Source organism: Hyphomonas sp. (assembly GCF_041689225.1).
In the GTDB taxonomy this organism is placed as follows: domain Bacteria; phylum Pseudomonadota; class Alphaproteobacteria; order Caulobacterales; family Hyphomonadaceae; genus Hyphomonas.
Window position 1 is genome coordinate 33,444 of the sequence record NZ_JBDNGN010000151.1, and the last position, 14,401, is coordinate 47,844.

General features: G+C 63.2%; 20 protein-coding genes. 13 read left to right on the forward strand and 7 right to left on the reverse strand.

Annotation, left to right across the window (positions count from 1 at the left end; translation table 11 throughout):
- Position 1: 1 nt before the first annotated feature.
- From ACESNB_RS14880 to ACESNB_RS14890, 3 genes are read left to right on the forward strand one after another with little or no spacing between them, the layout of a single operon-like run.
- Positions 2–454: a DUF2948 family protein gene (locus ACESNB_RS14880; RefSeq protein WP_373008685.1), complete on the forward strand. Its 453-nt coding sequence runs from the start codon at positions 2–4 to the stop codon at positions 452–454.
- A 4-nt stretch (positions 455–458) separates the two neighbouring features.
- Positions 459–1,763: a histidinol dehydrogenase gene (gene hisD / locus ACESNB_RS14885; RefSeq protein WP_373008786.1), complete on the forward strand. Its 1,305-nt coding sequence runs from the start codon at positions 459–461 to the stop codon at positions 1,761–1,763.
- Positions 1,756–2,232, forward strand: coding sequence for a UPF0262 family protein (locus ACESNB_RS14890; protein ID WP_373008687.1), 477 nt, complete (start codon positions 1,756–1,758; stop codon positions 2,230–2,232). Before hisD ends, ACESNB_RS14890 begins: the two co-directional genes overlap by 8 nt.
- A gap of 31 nt (positions 2,233–2,263) precedes the next feature.
- Here the strand turns inward: ACESNB_RS14890 and ACESNB_RS14895 are convergent, their stop codons facing one another.
- The gene (locus ACESNB_RS14895) at positions 2,264–2,797 is read right to left on the reverse strand and encodes a hypothetical protein (RefSeq protein ID WP_373008689.1); all 534 of its coding nucleotides are present in this window, start codon (positions 2,795–2,797) and stop codon (positions 2,264–2,266) included.
- A gap of 158 nt (positions 2,798–2,955) precedes the next feature.
- On the opposite strand from ACESNB_RS14895, the gene infA reads away from it, so the two are divergent.
- Together infA and ACESNB_RS14905 are read left to right on the forward strand one after the other, a co-directional pair.
- On the forward strand, positions 2,956–3,174 hold the full coding sequence (gene infA, locus ACESNB_RS14900; RefSeq protein ID WP_045654549.1) for a translation initiation factor IF-1: 219 nt from the start codon (positions 2,956–2,958) through the stop codon (positions 3,172–3,174).
- 5 nt (positions 3,175–3,179) lie between these two features.
- A complete protein-coding gene (locus ACESNB_RS14905; protein WP_373008691.1) occupies positions 3,180–3,758 on the forward strand; it encodes a nucleoside triphosphate pyrophosphatase in 579 nt (192 codons plus the stop codon).
- Positions 3,759–3,764: 6 nt separating this feature from the next.
- Here ACESNB_RS14905 and ACESNB_RS14910 read toward each other — a convergent pair whose 3' ends face one another.
- A complete protein-coding gene (locus tag ACESNB_RS14910) occupies positions 3,765–4,133 on the reverse strand; it encodes a GNAT family N-acetyltransferase (protein WP_373008693.1) in 369 nt (122 codons plus the stop codon).
- 151 nt (positions 4,134–4,284) lie between these two features.
- Here ACESNB_RS14910 and ACESNB_RS14915 point away from each other — a divergent pair, with 151 nt between their 5' ends.
- The gene (locus ACESNB_RS14915; RefSeq protein WP_373008695.1) at positions 4,285–5,028 is read left to right on the forward strand and encodes an SDR family NAD(P)-dependent oxidoreductase; all 744 of its coding nucleotides are present in this window, start codon (positions 4,285–4,287) and stop codon (positions 5,026–5,028) included.
- Here ACESNB_RS14915 and ACESNB_RS14920 read toward each other — a convergent pair.
- Genes ACESNB_RS14920 through ACESNB_RS14930 form a run of 3 tightly spaced genes read right to left on the reverse strand, consistent with a single transcriptional unit; the run spans position 5,025 to position 6,313 of the window.
- Positions 5,025–5,372: a hypothetical protein gene (locus tag ACESNB_RS14920; RefSeq protein ID WP_373008697.1), complete on the reverse strand. Its 348-nt coding sequence runs from the start codon at positions 5,370–5,372 to the stop codon at positions 5,025–5,027. The genes ACESNB_RS14915 and ACESNB_RS14920 overlap by 4 nt on opposite strands.
- 13 nt (positions 5,373–5,385) lie before the next feature.
- Positions 5,386–5,910: an RNA polymerase sigma factor gene (locus ACESNB_RS14925; RefSeq protein WP_373008699.1), complete on the reverse strand. Its 525-nt coding sequence runs from the start codon at positions 5,908–5,910 to the stop codon at positions 5,386–5,388.
- A gap of 31 nt (positions 5,911–5,941) precedes the next feature.
- A complete protein-coding gene (locus tag ACESNB_RS14930) occupies positions 5,942–6,313 on the reverse strand; it encodes a DUF6249 domain-containing protein (RefSeq protein WP_373008701.1) in 372 nt (123 codons plus the stop codon).
- A gap of 154 nt (positions 6,314–6,467) precedes the next feature.
- Here ACESNB_RS14930 and ACESNB_RS14935 point away from each other — a divergent pair, with 154 nt between their 5' ends.
- The 7 genes from ACESNB_RS14935 (at position 6,468) to ACESNB_RS14965 (ending at position 12,683) form a co-directional block, all read left to right on the forward strand.
- The gene (locus ACESNB_RS14935; protein WP_373008703.1) at positions 6,468–7,181 is read left to right on the forward strand and encodes a protein tyrosine phosphatase; all 714 of its coding nucleotides are present in this window, start codon (positions 6,468–6,470) and stop codon (positions 7,179–7,181) included.
- A 64-nt stretch (positions 7,182–7,245) separates the two neighbouring features.
- Entirely contained in the window at positions 7,246–7,554 is a 309-nt protein-coding gene (locus ACESNB_RS14940) for a hypothetical protein (protein WP_373008705.1), read from the forward strand.
- 125 nt (positions 7,555–7,679) lie between these two features.
- A complete protein-coding gene (locus ACESNB_RS14945) occupies positions 7,680–7,955 on the forward strand; it encodes a hypothetical protein (protein ID WP_373008707.1) in 276 nt (91 codons plus the stop codon).
- 77 nt (positions 7,956–8,032) lie between these two features.
- Positions 8,033–8,419, forward strand: a complete 387-nt coding sequence (locus ACESNB_RS14950) for an MAPEG family protein (protein WP_373008709.1) — start codon at positions 8,033–8,035, stop codon at positions 8,417–8,419.
- 44 nt (positions 8,420–8,463) lie between these two features.
- Entirely contained in the window at positions 8,464–9,810 is a 1,347-nt protein-coding gene (locus ACESNB_RS14955; protein ID WP_373008711.1) for a TldD/PmbA family protein, read from the forward strand.
- A complete protein-coding gene (locus tag ACESNB_RS14960) occupies positions 9,797–10,921 on the forward strand; it encodes an inositol monophosphatase family protein (protein ID WP_373008713.1) in 1,125 nt (374 codons plus the stop codon). Before ACESNB_RS14955 ends, ACESNB_RS14960 begins: the two co-directional genes overlap by 14 nt.
- 13 nt (positions 10,922–10,934) lie before the next feature.
- Positions 10,935–12,683: an ABC transporter ATP-binding protein gene (locus ACESNB_RS14965; RefSeq protein WP_373008715.1), complete on the forward strand. Its 1,749-nt coding sequence runs from the start codon at positions 10,935–10,937 to the stop codon at positions 12,681–12,683.
- A 118-nt stretch (positions 12,684–12,801) separates the two neighbouring features.
- Here the strand turns inward: ACESNB_RS14965 and ACESNB_RS14970 are convergent, their stop codons facing one another.
- Both ACESNB_RS14970 and ACESNB_RS14975 read right to left on the reverse strand, forming a co-directional pair.
- Positions 12,802–13,593, reverse strand: a complete 792-nt coding sequence (locus ACESNB_RS14970) for an enoyl-CoA hydratase/isomerase family protein (protein ID WP_373008717.1) — start codon at positions 13,591–13,593, stop codon at positions 12,802–12,804.
- Positions 13,594–14,268, reverse strand: a complete 675-nt coding sequence (locus tag ACESNB_RS14975; RefSeq protein ID WP_373008719.1) for a DsbA family oxidoreductase — start codon at positions 14,266–14,268, stop codon at positions 13,594–13,596.
- Positions 14,269–14,401 lie beyond the last annotated feature (133 nt).

The following is a 14,401-nucleotide window of genomic DNA, read 5'->3' on the forward strand; positions in this document are numbered from 1 at the left end:
AATGTCCGAACCACACGCGCTGCGTCTCCTGGCCGAAACGGCCGAGGATCTTCAAGTCATTGCAGCGGCAGTCCAGGATTCGGTCGTCAAGGCTGGCAGCCTGAAATACGAGGCGCGCAAGAATCGTTTCTCGCTGGAACTGAACCGGTTCCGCTGGGAGGCTGGCCAGCCGCGTGCGAAGGAAGGCGTTCGCGTTCGTTCGCTGCTTGCCTTTGACGGCGTCCTGGGCGCGAAAACCCGCGCGGTCACCAAGACCGATCCGGAACTGATCCTCTCACTGCTCTCAGCCACGTTCACGCCAGCGGACGAGCCGCCCGGCGGCACCGTGACTCTGCTGTTTGCAGGTGACGGCGAAATCACGCTGGATGTTGAAGTGCTCGACGCGACCCTGCTCGACAGCGATTATGTCTGGCCGACCCGCAACCTGCCGAGCCACGAGCAAAGGCGGCGGTAACGTGTTGCGCAGGTTCAATTCCGAAACGCCGTCATTCAAGGGCGAATTTGCGGCCTTCCTCGCCGAGGATCGCGGCACGGGGCATGATGTCGCCAGCATCGTGCGCAAGATACTGGAAGATGTCGAAGGCTTCGGCGGTAAGGCCGTTGCCGACTACACCGCCAAGTATGACGAATTGCAGATCGACCCGACGACGCTGGAATCCGACAATGTGAACCTGCATGCGCTCGCTGCGGATTGCCCCGCAGACCTGCGCGAAGCGATCGATTTCGCCCACGACCGCATCGCGGCCTATCATACCGCGCAGCGCCCGGCTGACCATGCCTTCACCGACAGTGCAGGCGTCGATCTCGGCTGGCGCTGGACGGCGCTGGAAAGCGTTGGTGTCTATGTGCCCGGCGGCCGCGCGAGCTATCCCTCATCCGTGCTGATGAACACGGTTCCGGCCAAGATCGCCGGCGTGGAGCGGATCGTGATGGTGGCGCCGGCACCGGGCGGCGAACTCGCTCCCGCCGTTGCCTATGCCGCGCTCAAGGCCGGCGTGCATGAATACTACCCGATCGGCGGCGCGCAGGCTGTCGGTGCCCTTGCCTTCGGTGCCGGACGCCTGAAGCCAGTCGACAAGATTGTCGGTCCCGGCAACGCCTTCGTGGCCGAAGCCAAGCGCCAGGTCTTTGGCCGTGTCGGCATCGACACGATTGCCGGTCCGTCGGAAATCCTGATCATCGCCGACCACACCGCCAACCCGGACTGGGTGGCTGCCGACCTGCTGTCCCAAGCCGAGCATGACCCGTCCAGCCAGTCGATCCTGATCACTGTGGATGAGGCTGTGGGCAAAGCTGTGGAAATCTCTGTGGAAAACCAGTTGAAGGAATTGGCGACGGGCGAACGCGCCCGTGTGTCCTGGGAGCGCCACGGGGCCATCATCACCGTCCCTGATCTGGCAACTGCAGCAGCCATTGCCAACCAGATCGCACCGGAACATCTCGAACTCGCCATCGCCGATCCGGACGCCCTCCTGCCGCTGATCCGACATGCAGGCGCGGTCTTCCTCGGCCACCTGACGCCGGAAGCGCTCGGCGACTATGTCACCGGGTCGAACCATGTTCTGCCGACCAGCCGCGCGGCGCGCTTCGGCTCGGGCCTCGGCCTCTATGATTTCCTCAAACGGATGAGCGTGCAGCGCGTCAGTCCTGAAGGCTTTGCTGCGCTGGCCCCGGCGGCGGTGCGTCTGGCTGAAGCCGAAGGCCTGCCAGCCCATGCGCGCTCGATCTCCATCCGCACGAACCGGAGTGGGGGCGATGGGTGACAACCGCCTGATATCCGTCAGCATTGACGACGAGACCCTCGGCGCGTCGGGCCCGGACGCCGAGCATGAGCGCCGCGTCGCGATCTTCGACCTGATCGAGGAAAACAGTTTCGCCCTGCCAGACCATGATCGCGGTCCCTATACGCTCAGCCTCTCGCAGGTCGAGCGCAAGCTGGTGTTCGCCATTCGCGACGAGGCGGGCGAGGACGTCCACACATTCATCATGTCGATGGGCCCGTTCCGGGGCGTGATCCGCGACTATTTCATGATCTGCGACAGCTATTACGACGCCATTCGCAACCAGACGCCGCACCAGATCGAGGCGATCGACATGGCCCGGCGCGGCATCCACAATGAGGGGTCCGAACTCCTGGCCGAGCGACTGGAAGGTAAGGTCAAGATCGACTTCCACACCGCCCGCCGCGTGTTCACCCTGATTTGCGCCCTGCATGCAGGCCAAACGCGCTAGGCCGGCGGCCATCCGGTCTGTCATTCGCCGCTCAGCGACCGAACATGGCTTTCGCTTTTTCGATGTCGTAGGCCTGCTCTGTAAGGTGTTCCGGATCCCATTCGCTGCGATGGATTTTGAAGAAGTCGCCGCCATAGACATGGATCGCACCGGTCAATTTCTGAATCGGGTTCGTAACCGAGTGAATCACGTTCTTGCCCAGCGGCGTGACATCGCCTGTCGACAGCGCCTTCGCGCCTGCGGCTTCGATACGGCCGTCCGGGGCGTCCTGCACGCGCCGCCAGAAGATATTGTCTTCCCGGCCCCCATAGACGCCGATAACCGCCCACATTTCGTGATTGTGCGGCATCAGCGTCATGCCGGGCTTCCAGATCACGTTCAGGATCGTGAGGTCGTCTGCGACATGGAGCGGGACAATTCCCCCCGCCGTCGGCTCGCCAACGGCGGCCAGCACGTCCGCCGGATCACTGAAAGCGCGCGCCACGACGTCCTGTACGGTCTTGGGTGTCGGGTCAGCGGCCACCGCAACACGGCAATCTTCGACGAAGCGATCAAGATCAAGCATGGCATCCTCCAGTGCCTCCAGCCATAAGGCAGCGGTGACTGACCGACAAGCGCGAGCCCCTCTGACCTTCCGCGCTTGCCGGAATCTGTGCAAACGGCTATGGCGCGCCCTACATATGTTTCGGCGGCGCAACGGACCGCTCTGAATTTGGAGACTTCATGTCGAAAGAAGAACTGATTGAATTTGAAGGTACGGTCGTCGAACTGCTGCCGAACGCGACCTTCCGCGTCAAACTCGAGAACGAGCACGAAATCATCGCCCACACAGCTGGCAAGATGCGCAAGAACCGTATCCGCGTGCTGACTGGCGACAAGGTCATGGTTGAAATGACCCCCTACGACCTGACCAAGGGTCGCATCACCTACCGCTTCAAGTAAGACGCATGGCGAGCTTCGGACACGCGCCGCTCATCCTTGCGAGCGCCAGTCCGCGCCGGCGGGACCTGCTTGCCCAGATCGGCATCGTCCCGGCCCGCATCGCCCCCACCGACATTGACGAAACGCGCCGCAAGGACGAGTCCCCGCGTGCGTTGGCCGAACGCCTCGCCCGGGAAAAGGCGGCGGCGTGCGATGCCGACGGCTTTGTACTGGCCGCCGACACGGTAGTCGCCCTGGGCACACGGAACCTGGAAAAGGCCGAAGACGCGGTTGAAGCCGAAGCCTTCCTGCGCCTGCTGTCAGGCCGGTCTCACCAGTGCATCACAGGGATTGCCGTGAAAGCGCCGGACGGCCGGGTGCAGTCGCGCACCATCCTTGCCCGAGTCCGGATGAAGCGCCTCACCGATGAAGAGATCGCCGCTTACGTCGCCAGCGGCGAATGGCAGGGCAAGGCAGGCGGCTACGGCATCCAGGGCATGGCTGGCGCCTTCATCACCCACATCAATGGCAGCTACACCACCATTGTCGGCCTGCCGCTCTATGAAACCAAATCCCTGCTCGAAGGCATGGGCTGGCGCGGTTGAAGCATTTCATCCGCAAATGGATTTTCTCATATTGATGCCTGTCGCACGATAGCCCGCCGTCAGGTACAGGCGCTGCGCCTTTTCATTGTCTGCGGCCACGCGCGACCTGGCTTCTCGGTGTACGGTCTCTTCGGGCTTGCACCAAAGATACCCGACAGGCGCGTCGTCTTCATCGCCTCTCACCATGCAAAGCAGGACCTGACCCGGCGTATCAACGCCCAAGGGCAAGTCGGCTTTCACTTCGCGCGCCGCTCGCGCGCGAGCGGCCCCGATGGCTTCATTATAATTGGCAGAAATCTCTTCCGCGTAGTCGGGGATGAAGTAGGCGATGCAATCGGAAAACTCGCCAATTTGCATGTCGCGGAGATGGATCATGTGATCCTATGTCCCTGAACGTGCCACCCATGACGATGGGTTTGGACTGTCGGGCCGTCCAGGCCAAGCGAAAGCAGGCACAAGGCATGGGCACGTCGACAAGAGCCTGGTTGCGATGTCGCGTCAGGCTCAACTCAGGGAACGGATTTACATGACGAAAACCACCATCATCACAGGCGGCACCAAGGGCATCGGACTGGCCATAGCCAAGCGTCTCGCCGCGAAAGACAGCCATCTCATTATCGGCTATTTGAGCGATGAGCGCGCCGCCGCAGACGCCACAGCAAGCCTCGAACAGCTTGGCGCGAAGGTCACAACGGTTCGCAGCGATCTCGGTGAGCCGGGCGGCGTTGATCGGCTCGTTCAAAGTGTGAGTGATGATGGCCCGGTCCACATCGTCCACAATGCAGCAATGATATATGCCACTAACCTGTTGTCCGCCGACATGACGATCCTTTCCAAGGCGCTCGACGTCAACGGCATGTCTTTGCTGCGCCTCGTGCGGGCCGCGATGCCCGTGCTCAAATCCGGAAGCTCAATCGTGTTTGTCACCAGTGCCGGCGCCAAGGTAGCGAGGCCTGGCTATGCGGCGCTCGGCGTTGGCAAAACCCTCGCAGAGGGGCTGATCCGCTACCTGGTGCTGGAACTGGCGCCGCTTGGTATCACGATCAATTCCGTGGCGCCTGGCATCGTTGCGACAAGTTCGGTGGCAACCATGGTCGGCGGCGAAGAGGCGGCCAGCAAAGTCCTTGCGAGTGCCGCCCGCATGACCCCGCAGGGCCGGATTGCGCAGGACGATGACTTTACCGGTGTTGTCGAATTCCTGCTCAGTCCCGCCGCCAAATTTGTTCAGGGTCAGACCATCCATGCCAATGGCGGCGTCTTCGTGCCCTAGGCTCGCTCCATCGCGGCGACGGCCACCAGGCTGAGCATCACCACGGCGCCAATGCCCAGCCAGAGCGGATTGGCGCTGGCCAGCGCGCTGACATCTTCCTGCGCCTGAATGACCGATGTTGTCAGCGACGCATCAAGCCCCACGGAATCGGCCAGCAGTTTCGGCAATTGCGATGCGGCCACGATCGCACCGCCCAGTCCGGCAGCAACAAGCAGCAGCTTGCGCATGCGGGCCTGTGCCCGTATACGGCCCATCACCCGGTCCACGAAGGGCCTGGCCTCATGTTCCTGGTCTTCAGCGGTGAACAGGGCCGTCAGGTCAGCATAAGTGTCTTCGTCTCGCATGGTCTCTACTCCATCACGCCACTTGGTCGGCGGCAAGGTGTTTGCGAAGGGCGGCCACGCCGCGCGTCACATGTGATTTTATCGTGCCAAGCGGCCATCCGGTCGCTTCGGCAGCTTCCCTGTGGCTCAGGCTGGCCGCGACACACAGGGTGACACAGATGCGCTGGGCTTCAGGCAGTTTGGCGAGGGCGCGCGACAGGTCCATCTTGTCGCCGGTGTCGGCCATAGACCGGTCGAAGGGAATGATCTCCGCCGTCTCGTCAAACCCGATTTCCTGTCTCTGGCGTCGCCGCACCTGCAGGAATTCCCGGTAGCAGATCGTGCAGATCCATGCGGCGAACGTGCCCCCGGCATAGGTGCCGATTTTCTGCCAGGCGGTCACGAAGGTGGCCTGCGCAATGTCGTCTGCATCGCCGCCTGCGGCGGTAAGGCGCCGGGACATGCCCCTCACCCTGGCTTGGTGACGCCGAACGAGTTCGGCGAACGCGCTGTCGTTGCCACGTGCGGCATCAGCGGCCAGGTCGGGGTCGGTGCGCATGTCGGTGCCTCCCGCAGCGACGATCCAGAGATCAGGCCGATTTCTGACCATGACCGAATGCCCAGAGGCCAAGATACGCCAGTCCGAGGAAAACCGGAAATGATGCCACGCCAAACATGGGCATGATCGCTTCGCCTTCTTGTTGGCCGATCATCAGGCCGAGGACGCCGAACGCGGCGCCGAAGGCGATGAACAGCACGCCGCGGCGCAGGTCGGCGCGGATCGGGTCGACCAGCAACGACATTTTCTCAATCAGTTCCGGCGAGATGGTCTGGCCGCTGTCGATGGCATGGCGCACGGTTTCGTGGGCCGTCAGGCGTTTGCGATAGTTGAAATAGCTGACCAGCCAAATGCACACGGGCACGACAGAGAACAGGACGATTGGGACAAGGATGTCTTTCATTGGATAGTCTTTCTCACAGTTTCACCGGATCCTTTTGCCCGGCTTTATGTGGGAGATGCCGCGAGCGGCCCATTTGGATGCAGCTGTCATCAAAAAAACTTGCTGCCGCCTCGGCTTGCAGGCGGCGGGGCACCCCTGTAATCGCGAAGGCAGCATGGTCAAACTCAAGCCGAAATCCAGAAAACGCCCGCATGTGGCGCCCGATCTCGCCACCTCGTCAGGGCGCAAACGCGCGCGCCGCGAGCTTGTCTGGGGCGACCATGGCTTCCTGCGGGCGGCGTTCAGCAACCTGCACGAATTCGGTCCGGGCATGTGGCGCGCCAACCAGCCGTCCCCGAGTCAGGTCGCTGCGCATGCACGCGAGCGCGGCATCCGAACGATCATCAACCTGCGCGGGGCCAGCACCAAGGGCTATTACCTACTGGAAAAGGAGGCCTGCGAGGCCGCTGGCATCGAACTTGTCGATTTCCAGGTCTTTTCCCGCGACACGCCCACGAAAGAAGCCCTTTTCGGGGCCCGCGACCTGTTCGCCCGGATCGAATATCCGGCCCTGATGCACTGCAAGTCGGGCGCAGACCGGGCCGGCATCATGGCTGTCCTGTACAAATTGCTGCACGAAAAGGTGCCGTTTGAAGAGGCGCGCGAGCAGCTGTCGTTAAAGTACCTGCATATCAGGCATGGCAAGACGGGCATGCTGGATGCCTTCTTCGACACCTATGCGCGGTTCAATGAGGGCAGGGCGCCGGGCGACTGGAAACCTTTCCTCGACTGGGTCGCGGAAGACTATGACCGTCTCGCGGTGAAGGCGGACTTCCTCGAATCCTTCGGCACGAAAGTGCAGATCGACAAGATTCTCGGGCGGGAATAGCCGCTTCCCCTTACGAAAGATTCATGATTGGGTCGGCGACGAATATGATTACGGAGCCGCCAGAATGCGCCACCTCGCCCTCTCCCTCGCGGCCCTCACGCTGCTCGCGTCCTGCAGCGGCAACAGCGACAACAAGGCCATCGTGGCCGCCTGCACGACGGGCGGTGAAAACGCCGAAACATGTGCCTGCATCGCCGACGCCATGGAGGCCAAGCTCGATCCGGACCTGTTCAAGCGCACGGCCCAGTCGATCGGGCGCGAAAAGCGCGATGTCGAAACGTTCGTCACCTCGCTGAGCAATGAAGACCAGCTCCAGTTTGCCTCCGTCGTGAATGATATGTTCACCTGCAAACTGTCGCCGCCAAAGGCGTAAACGGCCCTGGGAGGCTGATGCAATTGCGCACCGTTGCGGTCCCGAACTTCGTTTCACACGTGTAATCGCGTGACGGGGGCCGCTATTCCGCTTAAATTCGATCCTGCAACACAAAGGGGATGCCCATGAAGTTCTTAATCATCAACAGTTTCCGCATTATGGTCTATGTGGCCTATATCGCGATCATCGTCGGTGGCATCGCCCTCGGCCTCTACAACAAGGGCGAATTCAGCAATGAAATGCTAGGCCTGACGGGCGGAATCGCTCAGGTTGCGGACTTCGCAATCTTTACGGCCGGTGGCTGGATCGCTGCCAGCCTGGTGTGCGGCCTGATCGTCACGCTCATGGACATCCGCGACGACATCAACGACCGCCTGCCGGACGCGCGCCGCGACGACTGAGCGGTCATTGATTTAGGGGAAATTATTCAATGCCGCCGGAGTTCTTCTGGCGGCATTTTTTCTGGAAGGAATGAAATATGCCACCCTTGGAAGCTGCCGCCATCTATGTCGGCATCAACATATTATTGCTGATCTACCTGTCTTCGCGCGTCGTGTTCATGCGCCGCTCGGCGCAGGTCTCGGTCGGGCATGGCGGGAATATCGAACTTGAGCTGAGAACGCGCACGCATGGCAATGCGTCCGAGTACATCCCGGCCATGATGGTGGGGCTGGTCACGGCGGCCTATATGGGCATCCCGGCGCTCTGGATTCACATCCTCGGCAGCGCCTTCACGGCGGGCCGTATCCTCCATGCCATCGGCCTGTCGCGCACGATCTTGCCACTTCGGGCGACTGGCATGGTGGTCACCTGGATCGCGATGATCCTGATCGCGGTCATGCTTATTTATCACGGGCTTGCCTGATTTGACCGGTTGCACAGCCCGGCGGGGCGGTCCATCTAGCCGGAATGGCTGAATTCAAGACTCCGCCGGCTGACTTGCTCGCCGGCCTCATCGACCAGTGCCTGAAAGCAGGCGCCGACGCAGCAGATGCCCGTATCGGCGCAGCCGAGGGCGTCAGCGTCTCCGTCCGCGACGGCAAGATGGAAAGCATCGAGCGTGAGGAGAGCACAAGCGTGGCCCTTCGCGCCTTCTTCGGAAAGCGCCAGGCACACGTCTCCGGCTCCGATCTCTCCACCGAAGGGCTCCACGCCCTCGCCACCCGCTGCGCTGCGATGGCCCGCGCTGTGCCGGACGACAAGTATTGCGGCCTGCCGGACGCCAGCGAACTCGCCACGGGTCCGCTCGACATGGACCTGACAGGCGAACCCGAAATTTCCGCCGAGACGCTCGAAAGCGAATCCATCGCCGCCGAAGCCGCTGCTTTGGCTGTCAAAGGCATCAAGACGGTCGCCGGCTGCGGCGCCTCATGGAACCGCTCCTCGCGTTGGGTCGCGGCCTCCAATGGCTTCGCGGCCTACAAGACTGGCACGAGCACCAGCCTCGGCCTGGCCTCGGTCGCCGAAAAAGACGGCGCCATGGAGCGTGACTATGAAAGCTGGTCCGTGCGCCACACGGCTGACCGCCCCAGCGCCGAAGCTATCGGTCGCGTTGCTGGCGAGCGCACCATTGCCCGCCTCGGCGCCCGCAAGATCGAAACCCAGAAGGCTGCCGTCCTCTATGACCGGCGCGTCTCCAGCGGCCTGATCGGCGCGCTGATGAGCGCGATCTCCGGCCCGTCCATCGCGCGCGGCGTCAGCTTCCTGAAAGACAGCATGGACACGCAGGTCTTTGCCAAGGGCGTCAACGTGATCGACGATCCGTTCCGCCCCTTGGGCATGGGCTCGCGCAGCCATGATGGCGAGGGCCTGCCCGTGAAAGAGACCCACCTGATCGAGGATGGCCGCTTGACCGAATGGCTGCTCAACGGCCCATCGGCCCGCCAGCTCGGCCTCAAGCCCAACGGCTTCTCTGCGCTCGGCTTCGGCGATCCGCCGGGCGTCACGACCTCGAACCTCTATCTTCAGGCCGGCGATAAGACGCCCGCCGAACTGATGGCCCAGGCTGGCAAGGGCCTGCTCGTTACCGACATGTTCGGCCCGTCGATCAATCCGAATACCGGCGACTATTCGGTCGGCGTCGCGGGCTTCTGGTTCGAGAATGGCGAGATTGCTTATCCGGTGTCCGAAGTGACCATCGCGGGCGACCTGCCGGCGATCTTTGCGCGCCTGATTCCCGCCTCCGATCTTGAATTCCGTGGTACGCGCGACGCGCCTAGCATCCTCGTCGAGGACATGAGTCTTGCCGGCATCTGAACGCACGCTGATCGAAGACCTAGTGACACTGCGCAGCCTCGCCATCGAGGCCGGCCAGTTGGCGCTGTCCTATACGCTGGAAGGCCAGTCTGCGCGCGCTTGGGAGAAGACCGGCGGCAGCCCGGTTACCGAAGCCGACATGGCCGTCAACCAGCTCTGCGACCTGCGCCTGTCGGCCTCCCGGCCGGAGTATGGCTGGCTGTCGGAAGAAACGCTCGACGATCCTGCCGCCCGCCAGAAAGACCGCTGTTGGGTCGTCGACCCGATCGACGGCACCCGCGCCTATATGCGCGGCGACCCGAACTGGTGTGTCGGCCTCGCCATCGTAGAGGAAGGCCGGGCCGTCGCCGGAGTCCTCTATGCGCCCGCGCTCGGCCAGCTCTACGAAGCCCGCATCGGTGCCGGTGCCTACCTGAACGGCGAGATCATGCGTGTCTCCGAATGCCAGAGCGAGATAGGCTGCCGCCTGATCGCAGCCGAGGAAATGCTCAACCACAAGGGCTGGCCAGAACCGTGGCCCGCCGTCACCGTGCCACGCCCCAAACCCAATTCCACGCTGCTGCGCATGGCCTTTGTTGCGTCCGGAGCCTGGGATGCCACGCTGGTTCTCAGCCACAAATCCGACTGGGATCTCGCCGCAGGGGCCATACTGGTCAGCGAAGCGGGTGGCATCGCCACAACCCACAAGGGCGAGACGCTGCATTTCAACCGGGCCATTCCGGCCCAGCGCAGCGTCATCGCGTCTGGCAAACGACTGCATCCTCTGTTAGTGCGCCGGTCAGGTTTTGTGGATATACCTGACCCACAGCAAAAGGCGGTCCAGGCCGCACCCATTGTCAAAACGGAGCCAGTCAAAATGGGCGACGCACCAAAAGTCGGAAAACAGCTTCTCCACATCGTGTTTGGCGGAGAGCTGAAAGACGTGAACGAAGTCGAATTCGAAGATCTCTCGGAAATGGACTTCGTCGGTGCCTTCGGCTCCTACAAGGAAGCCTATGACGCATGGAAGGCCGCGGCACACCGCACGGTCGATAGTGCCGAAATGCGGTATTTCATCCTCCACGCCCACCGGCTGCTCGACCCGGAGACGGGGGAACACCATCAGATCTGATCCGGCCAAACCGGTGCGCCGCTCTGGCGCCCTGACGCGTCTCGGCCGGGAGCGCTTTGCCGCGCACTGGCGCTGGTTCGCGGCCGGAACGCTGTGCGCCGCGCTGACCTCTGTCGCGGCCGCGTCCTACGGCTACCTCCTGAAACTTGTCGTCGAAGGCCTTGAGGCTCTGACCGCACCCGAGAGGGTCGAGGTCCCGACCAGCCTCTGGTGGCTGATCGCCGTTATCGGCCTCGCCGCCATTGTCCGTTCGCTGGCGCTCTATGGCATGACGATCTTCAACAATACCGGCGTCCAGCGCGCCATTGTCGATATCCAGGCTGACCAGTTCGGCGCGCTCACCGATGGAGACTTTGCCAGGATCGCGGCCGAGGCGTCGGGCGGCTTCGTCTCGCGATTCATCAATGACGTGAATGCCCTGCGCGACGCCGGCCTGCGCATCGCCAACAATCTCACCAAGGGCGTGCTCACCGTCATCGGTGTCTTCATCACCATGCTCGTCATGGACTGGAAGCTGACCCTCGTCCTCCTCGTCATCTATCCGATCGCCTTTGCCCCGGTTCTTGCCCTTGGCAACCGGGTCCGCAAACGCTCGCGCCAGTCGCAACAGCAGATCGGCCAGGTGACCTCCCTGCTCGGCGAGGCGTTCCAGTCCGCCCGTGTGGTCAAGGCCTATGGCCTCGAGGACTACCAGAAGGCCCGCGCCGGGCGCGGCTTTGCCGAACGCTCCCGCCTCTTCCTCAAAGTGCTCACCGACCGCGCCGCTGTCGATCCGATCCTCGAAATTACGGGTGGCCTCGCCCTTGTCGGCATCCTCGCGCTGACCGCCTGGCGCATCGCGCAGGGCGACACATCGCTTGGTAATTTTGTCGGCATTGTCGGCGCCATCGCCGTTGCCGCGTCGGAACTGCGGGCGCTGGGCACGCTGAACTCGGTGGCGCAGGAAGGCGGCGCCGCCGCAGATCGCGTCTTCGAAATCACCGATGCCGCGCCCGAAATCGCCGACCCGCCCGGCGCCCAGCCAATCGCCTGGGTCAGCGGCACCGTCGCCTTCGACAATGTCAGCTTCGCCTATCCGGATGGCACCGAGGCCCTCAAAGGCCTCTCCTTCACGGCCAATCCCGGCGAGACGATCGCCCTTGTCGGCCCTTCCGGCGCGGGAAAATCTACCGTTTTCAACCTACTGCTGCGGCTCTACGATCCGACCGGCGGCATCGTCTCCGTCGACGGAACGAATGTCCGCGATGTCAGCGGTGCCAGCCTGCGTGCCCATATGGGCCTCGTGGCGCAGGATGCCGCCCTGTTCGACGACACGGTCCGCGCCAATATCGCGCTTGGCCGCCTCGGCGCCAGCGATGCCGAGATCGAAGCTGCCGCCGATGCGGCCAATGCCCACGAGTTCATCCGTGCACTGCCGGGCGGCTATGATGCCCCCGCCGGCGAAATGGGCCGCAACCTCTCCGGCGGCCAGCGCCAGCGCGTCGCGCTCGCCCGCGCCATCCTGCGCGCTGCCCCGGTCCTGCTGCTCGATGAAGCCACCTCCGCCCTCGATGCCGAAAGCGAAGCGAAGGTACAGGACGCCCTCGCCAAATTCTCAACCGGTCGCACCACGTTGATCATCGCGCACCGCCTGTCCACCGTGCGCGCCGCTGACCGCATCATCGTTATGGAAGACGGTCGCGCCGTCGAAGACGGCACCCACGGCGACCTGATGGACAGGAACGGCGCCTATCGCCGCCTGGTCGACCTCCAGCTGAGCTGAGCCCTCGAAGGCTCATCCTGAGCGAAGTCGAAGGACGAGCCGGGCGACGCTGATCTGCCAGCTCCCGCGCCCGTCCTTCGACTTCGCTCAGGATGGGCGCTCCGCAGACTGGGCCAGATCAATCCCCGGTAAAGTCCGGCTCGCGCCCTGTCAGGAAAGCGCTGACGCCCTCCTTGAAATCATCCGACTGCTGCAACAGGGCAAACGCCTCAAGGTCGCGGTGGCCGGTCGCCCGGGCCAGCGCCATGGCCGCAATATTCACGTCCTGCTTCACGCTTTTCAGCGCCGTCGGCGGTAGCGCGGCGGCGGCTTCGGCGATCTCGCGGGCCTTGGCCAGCGCCGTGCCCGCTGGCACGACATGGTCGCAAAGGCCCCAGGCCAGCGCTGTCGCGGCATCCACTTTCTCGCACAGCGCTGCGATACGCTTCGTCCGGGCCGGGCCGACCAGCGCGACAAAGCGCGGGATCGAGCCCCAGCTCATGTTCATGCCGCGCTCGACTTCCGGTACATAGAAGGTCGAATTGTCCGCCGCCACGCGCAGGTCGCACGCCGTCGCCAATGCCGTGCCGCCGCCGACGCACCAGCCTTCCACCGCACATATGGTCAGCGCGTCAATATCCTCCCACGCCTGGCAAAGGCGCGGACCCCGGCGCAGCTGCACGCGCCGCTGGCTCAGCGGCAACTGGACTGCCGTATTGCCTTCCGGATCTTTCAGGTCCGCGCCCATGCAGAACTGGTCGTCGCGGCCGGTCAGGATGACGGCGGAAATATCCGGGCAGTCATGGAAACTCTGCGCCGTCTCGGTCAGCTCCCGCATCAGTTTCTGGCTGAGCGCATTGGAGCGGCTGCCCGTATCGAAGCGCACGGTTGCAATCCGGCCTTCGCGCGTAACGCTGACAAGGTCGCTCATTCAGGCGTCGCCCGCCGGGCGTTCCTGCGGCAGTTGCGCAGCGGCATGCTGGAGAAATTTCGCCAGCTTCTCGGCGCTCTCGGCGCCCTGCACGGCCACCGCGCGATTGGCGATATAGGTCGGCACGCCGCTCACGCCCATCTGGCGGAAGGTCTCGGCCTCTTCGCGCACGGCCTGCACGTCGGCATCGCTCTTGAGCAGGTCGGCCACGATCGCCGCGTCGAGGTCGATCTCCCGCGCCACGTCTATGAGGACGTCATGGTCGCCAATGTCGCGCCCGTCCTCGAAGAAGGCCATGAACAGCGCTTCCTTGGCCTCTGCGCCCTTGTCCTGGCCCTGTGCCCAGCGCACCAGCCGGTGCGCATCGAAACTGCTCGGCCGGCGCGTGATCTTGTCGAAATGATAGGGAATGCCCTCGGCCTCGCCATAGTCGACCAGCGCCTGGCGCATCATGCCGGAGCGTTCGCGGCTCTCATCCGATCCGCCGAACTTCTCTTTCATGTACGCTTTGTAGTCGACGCCCGCCGACGGGATCGTCGGGTCCAGCTCGAAGGGCCGGAACACCAGCTGCACGTCCACCTCCGGGGCGAGCTTGCGCGCCGCCTCGATCCTGCGAAGTCCCAGCCAGCACCACGGGCAGACCAAGTCCGATACCATTTCAACAACAACTGTCATGGCCTCAGCCTATTCCCCACTTATCGCGCACGCAACCGGCACAACAAGATGTGATGGACGAGTAGTCCGTCCGGCTTGACAGTGATCAACAATACAACTAACTGTACAATTAATTGTATAAAAGGACGCGAGG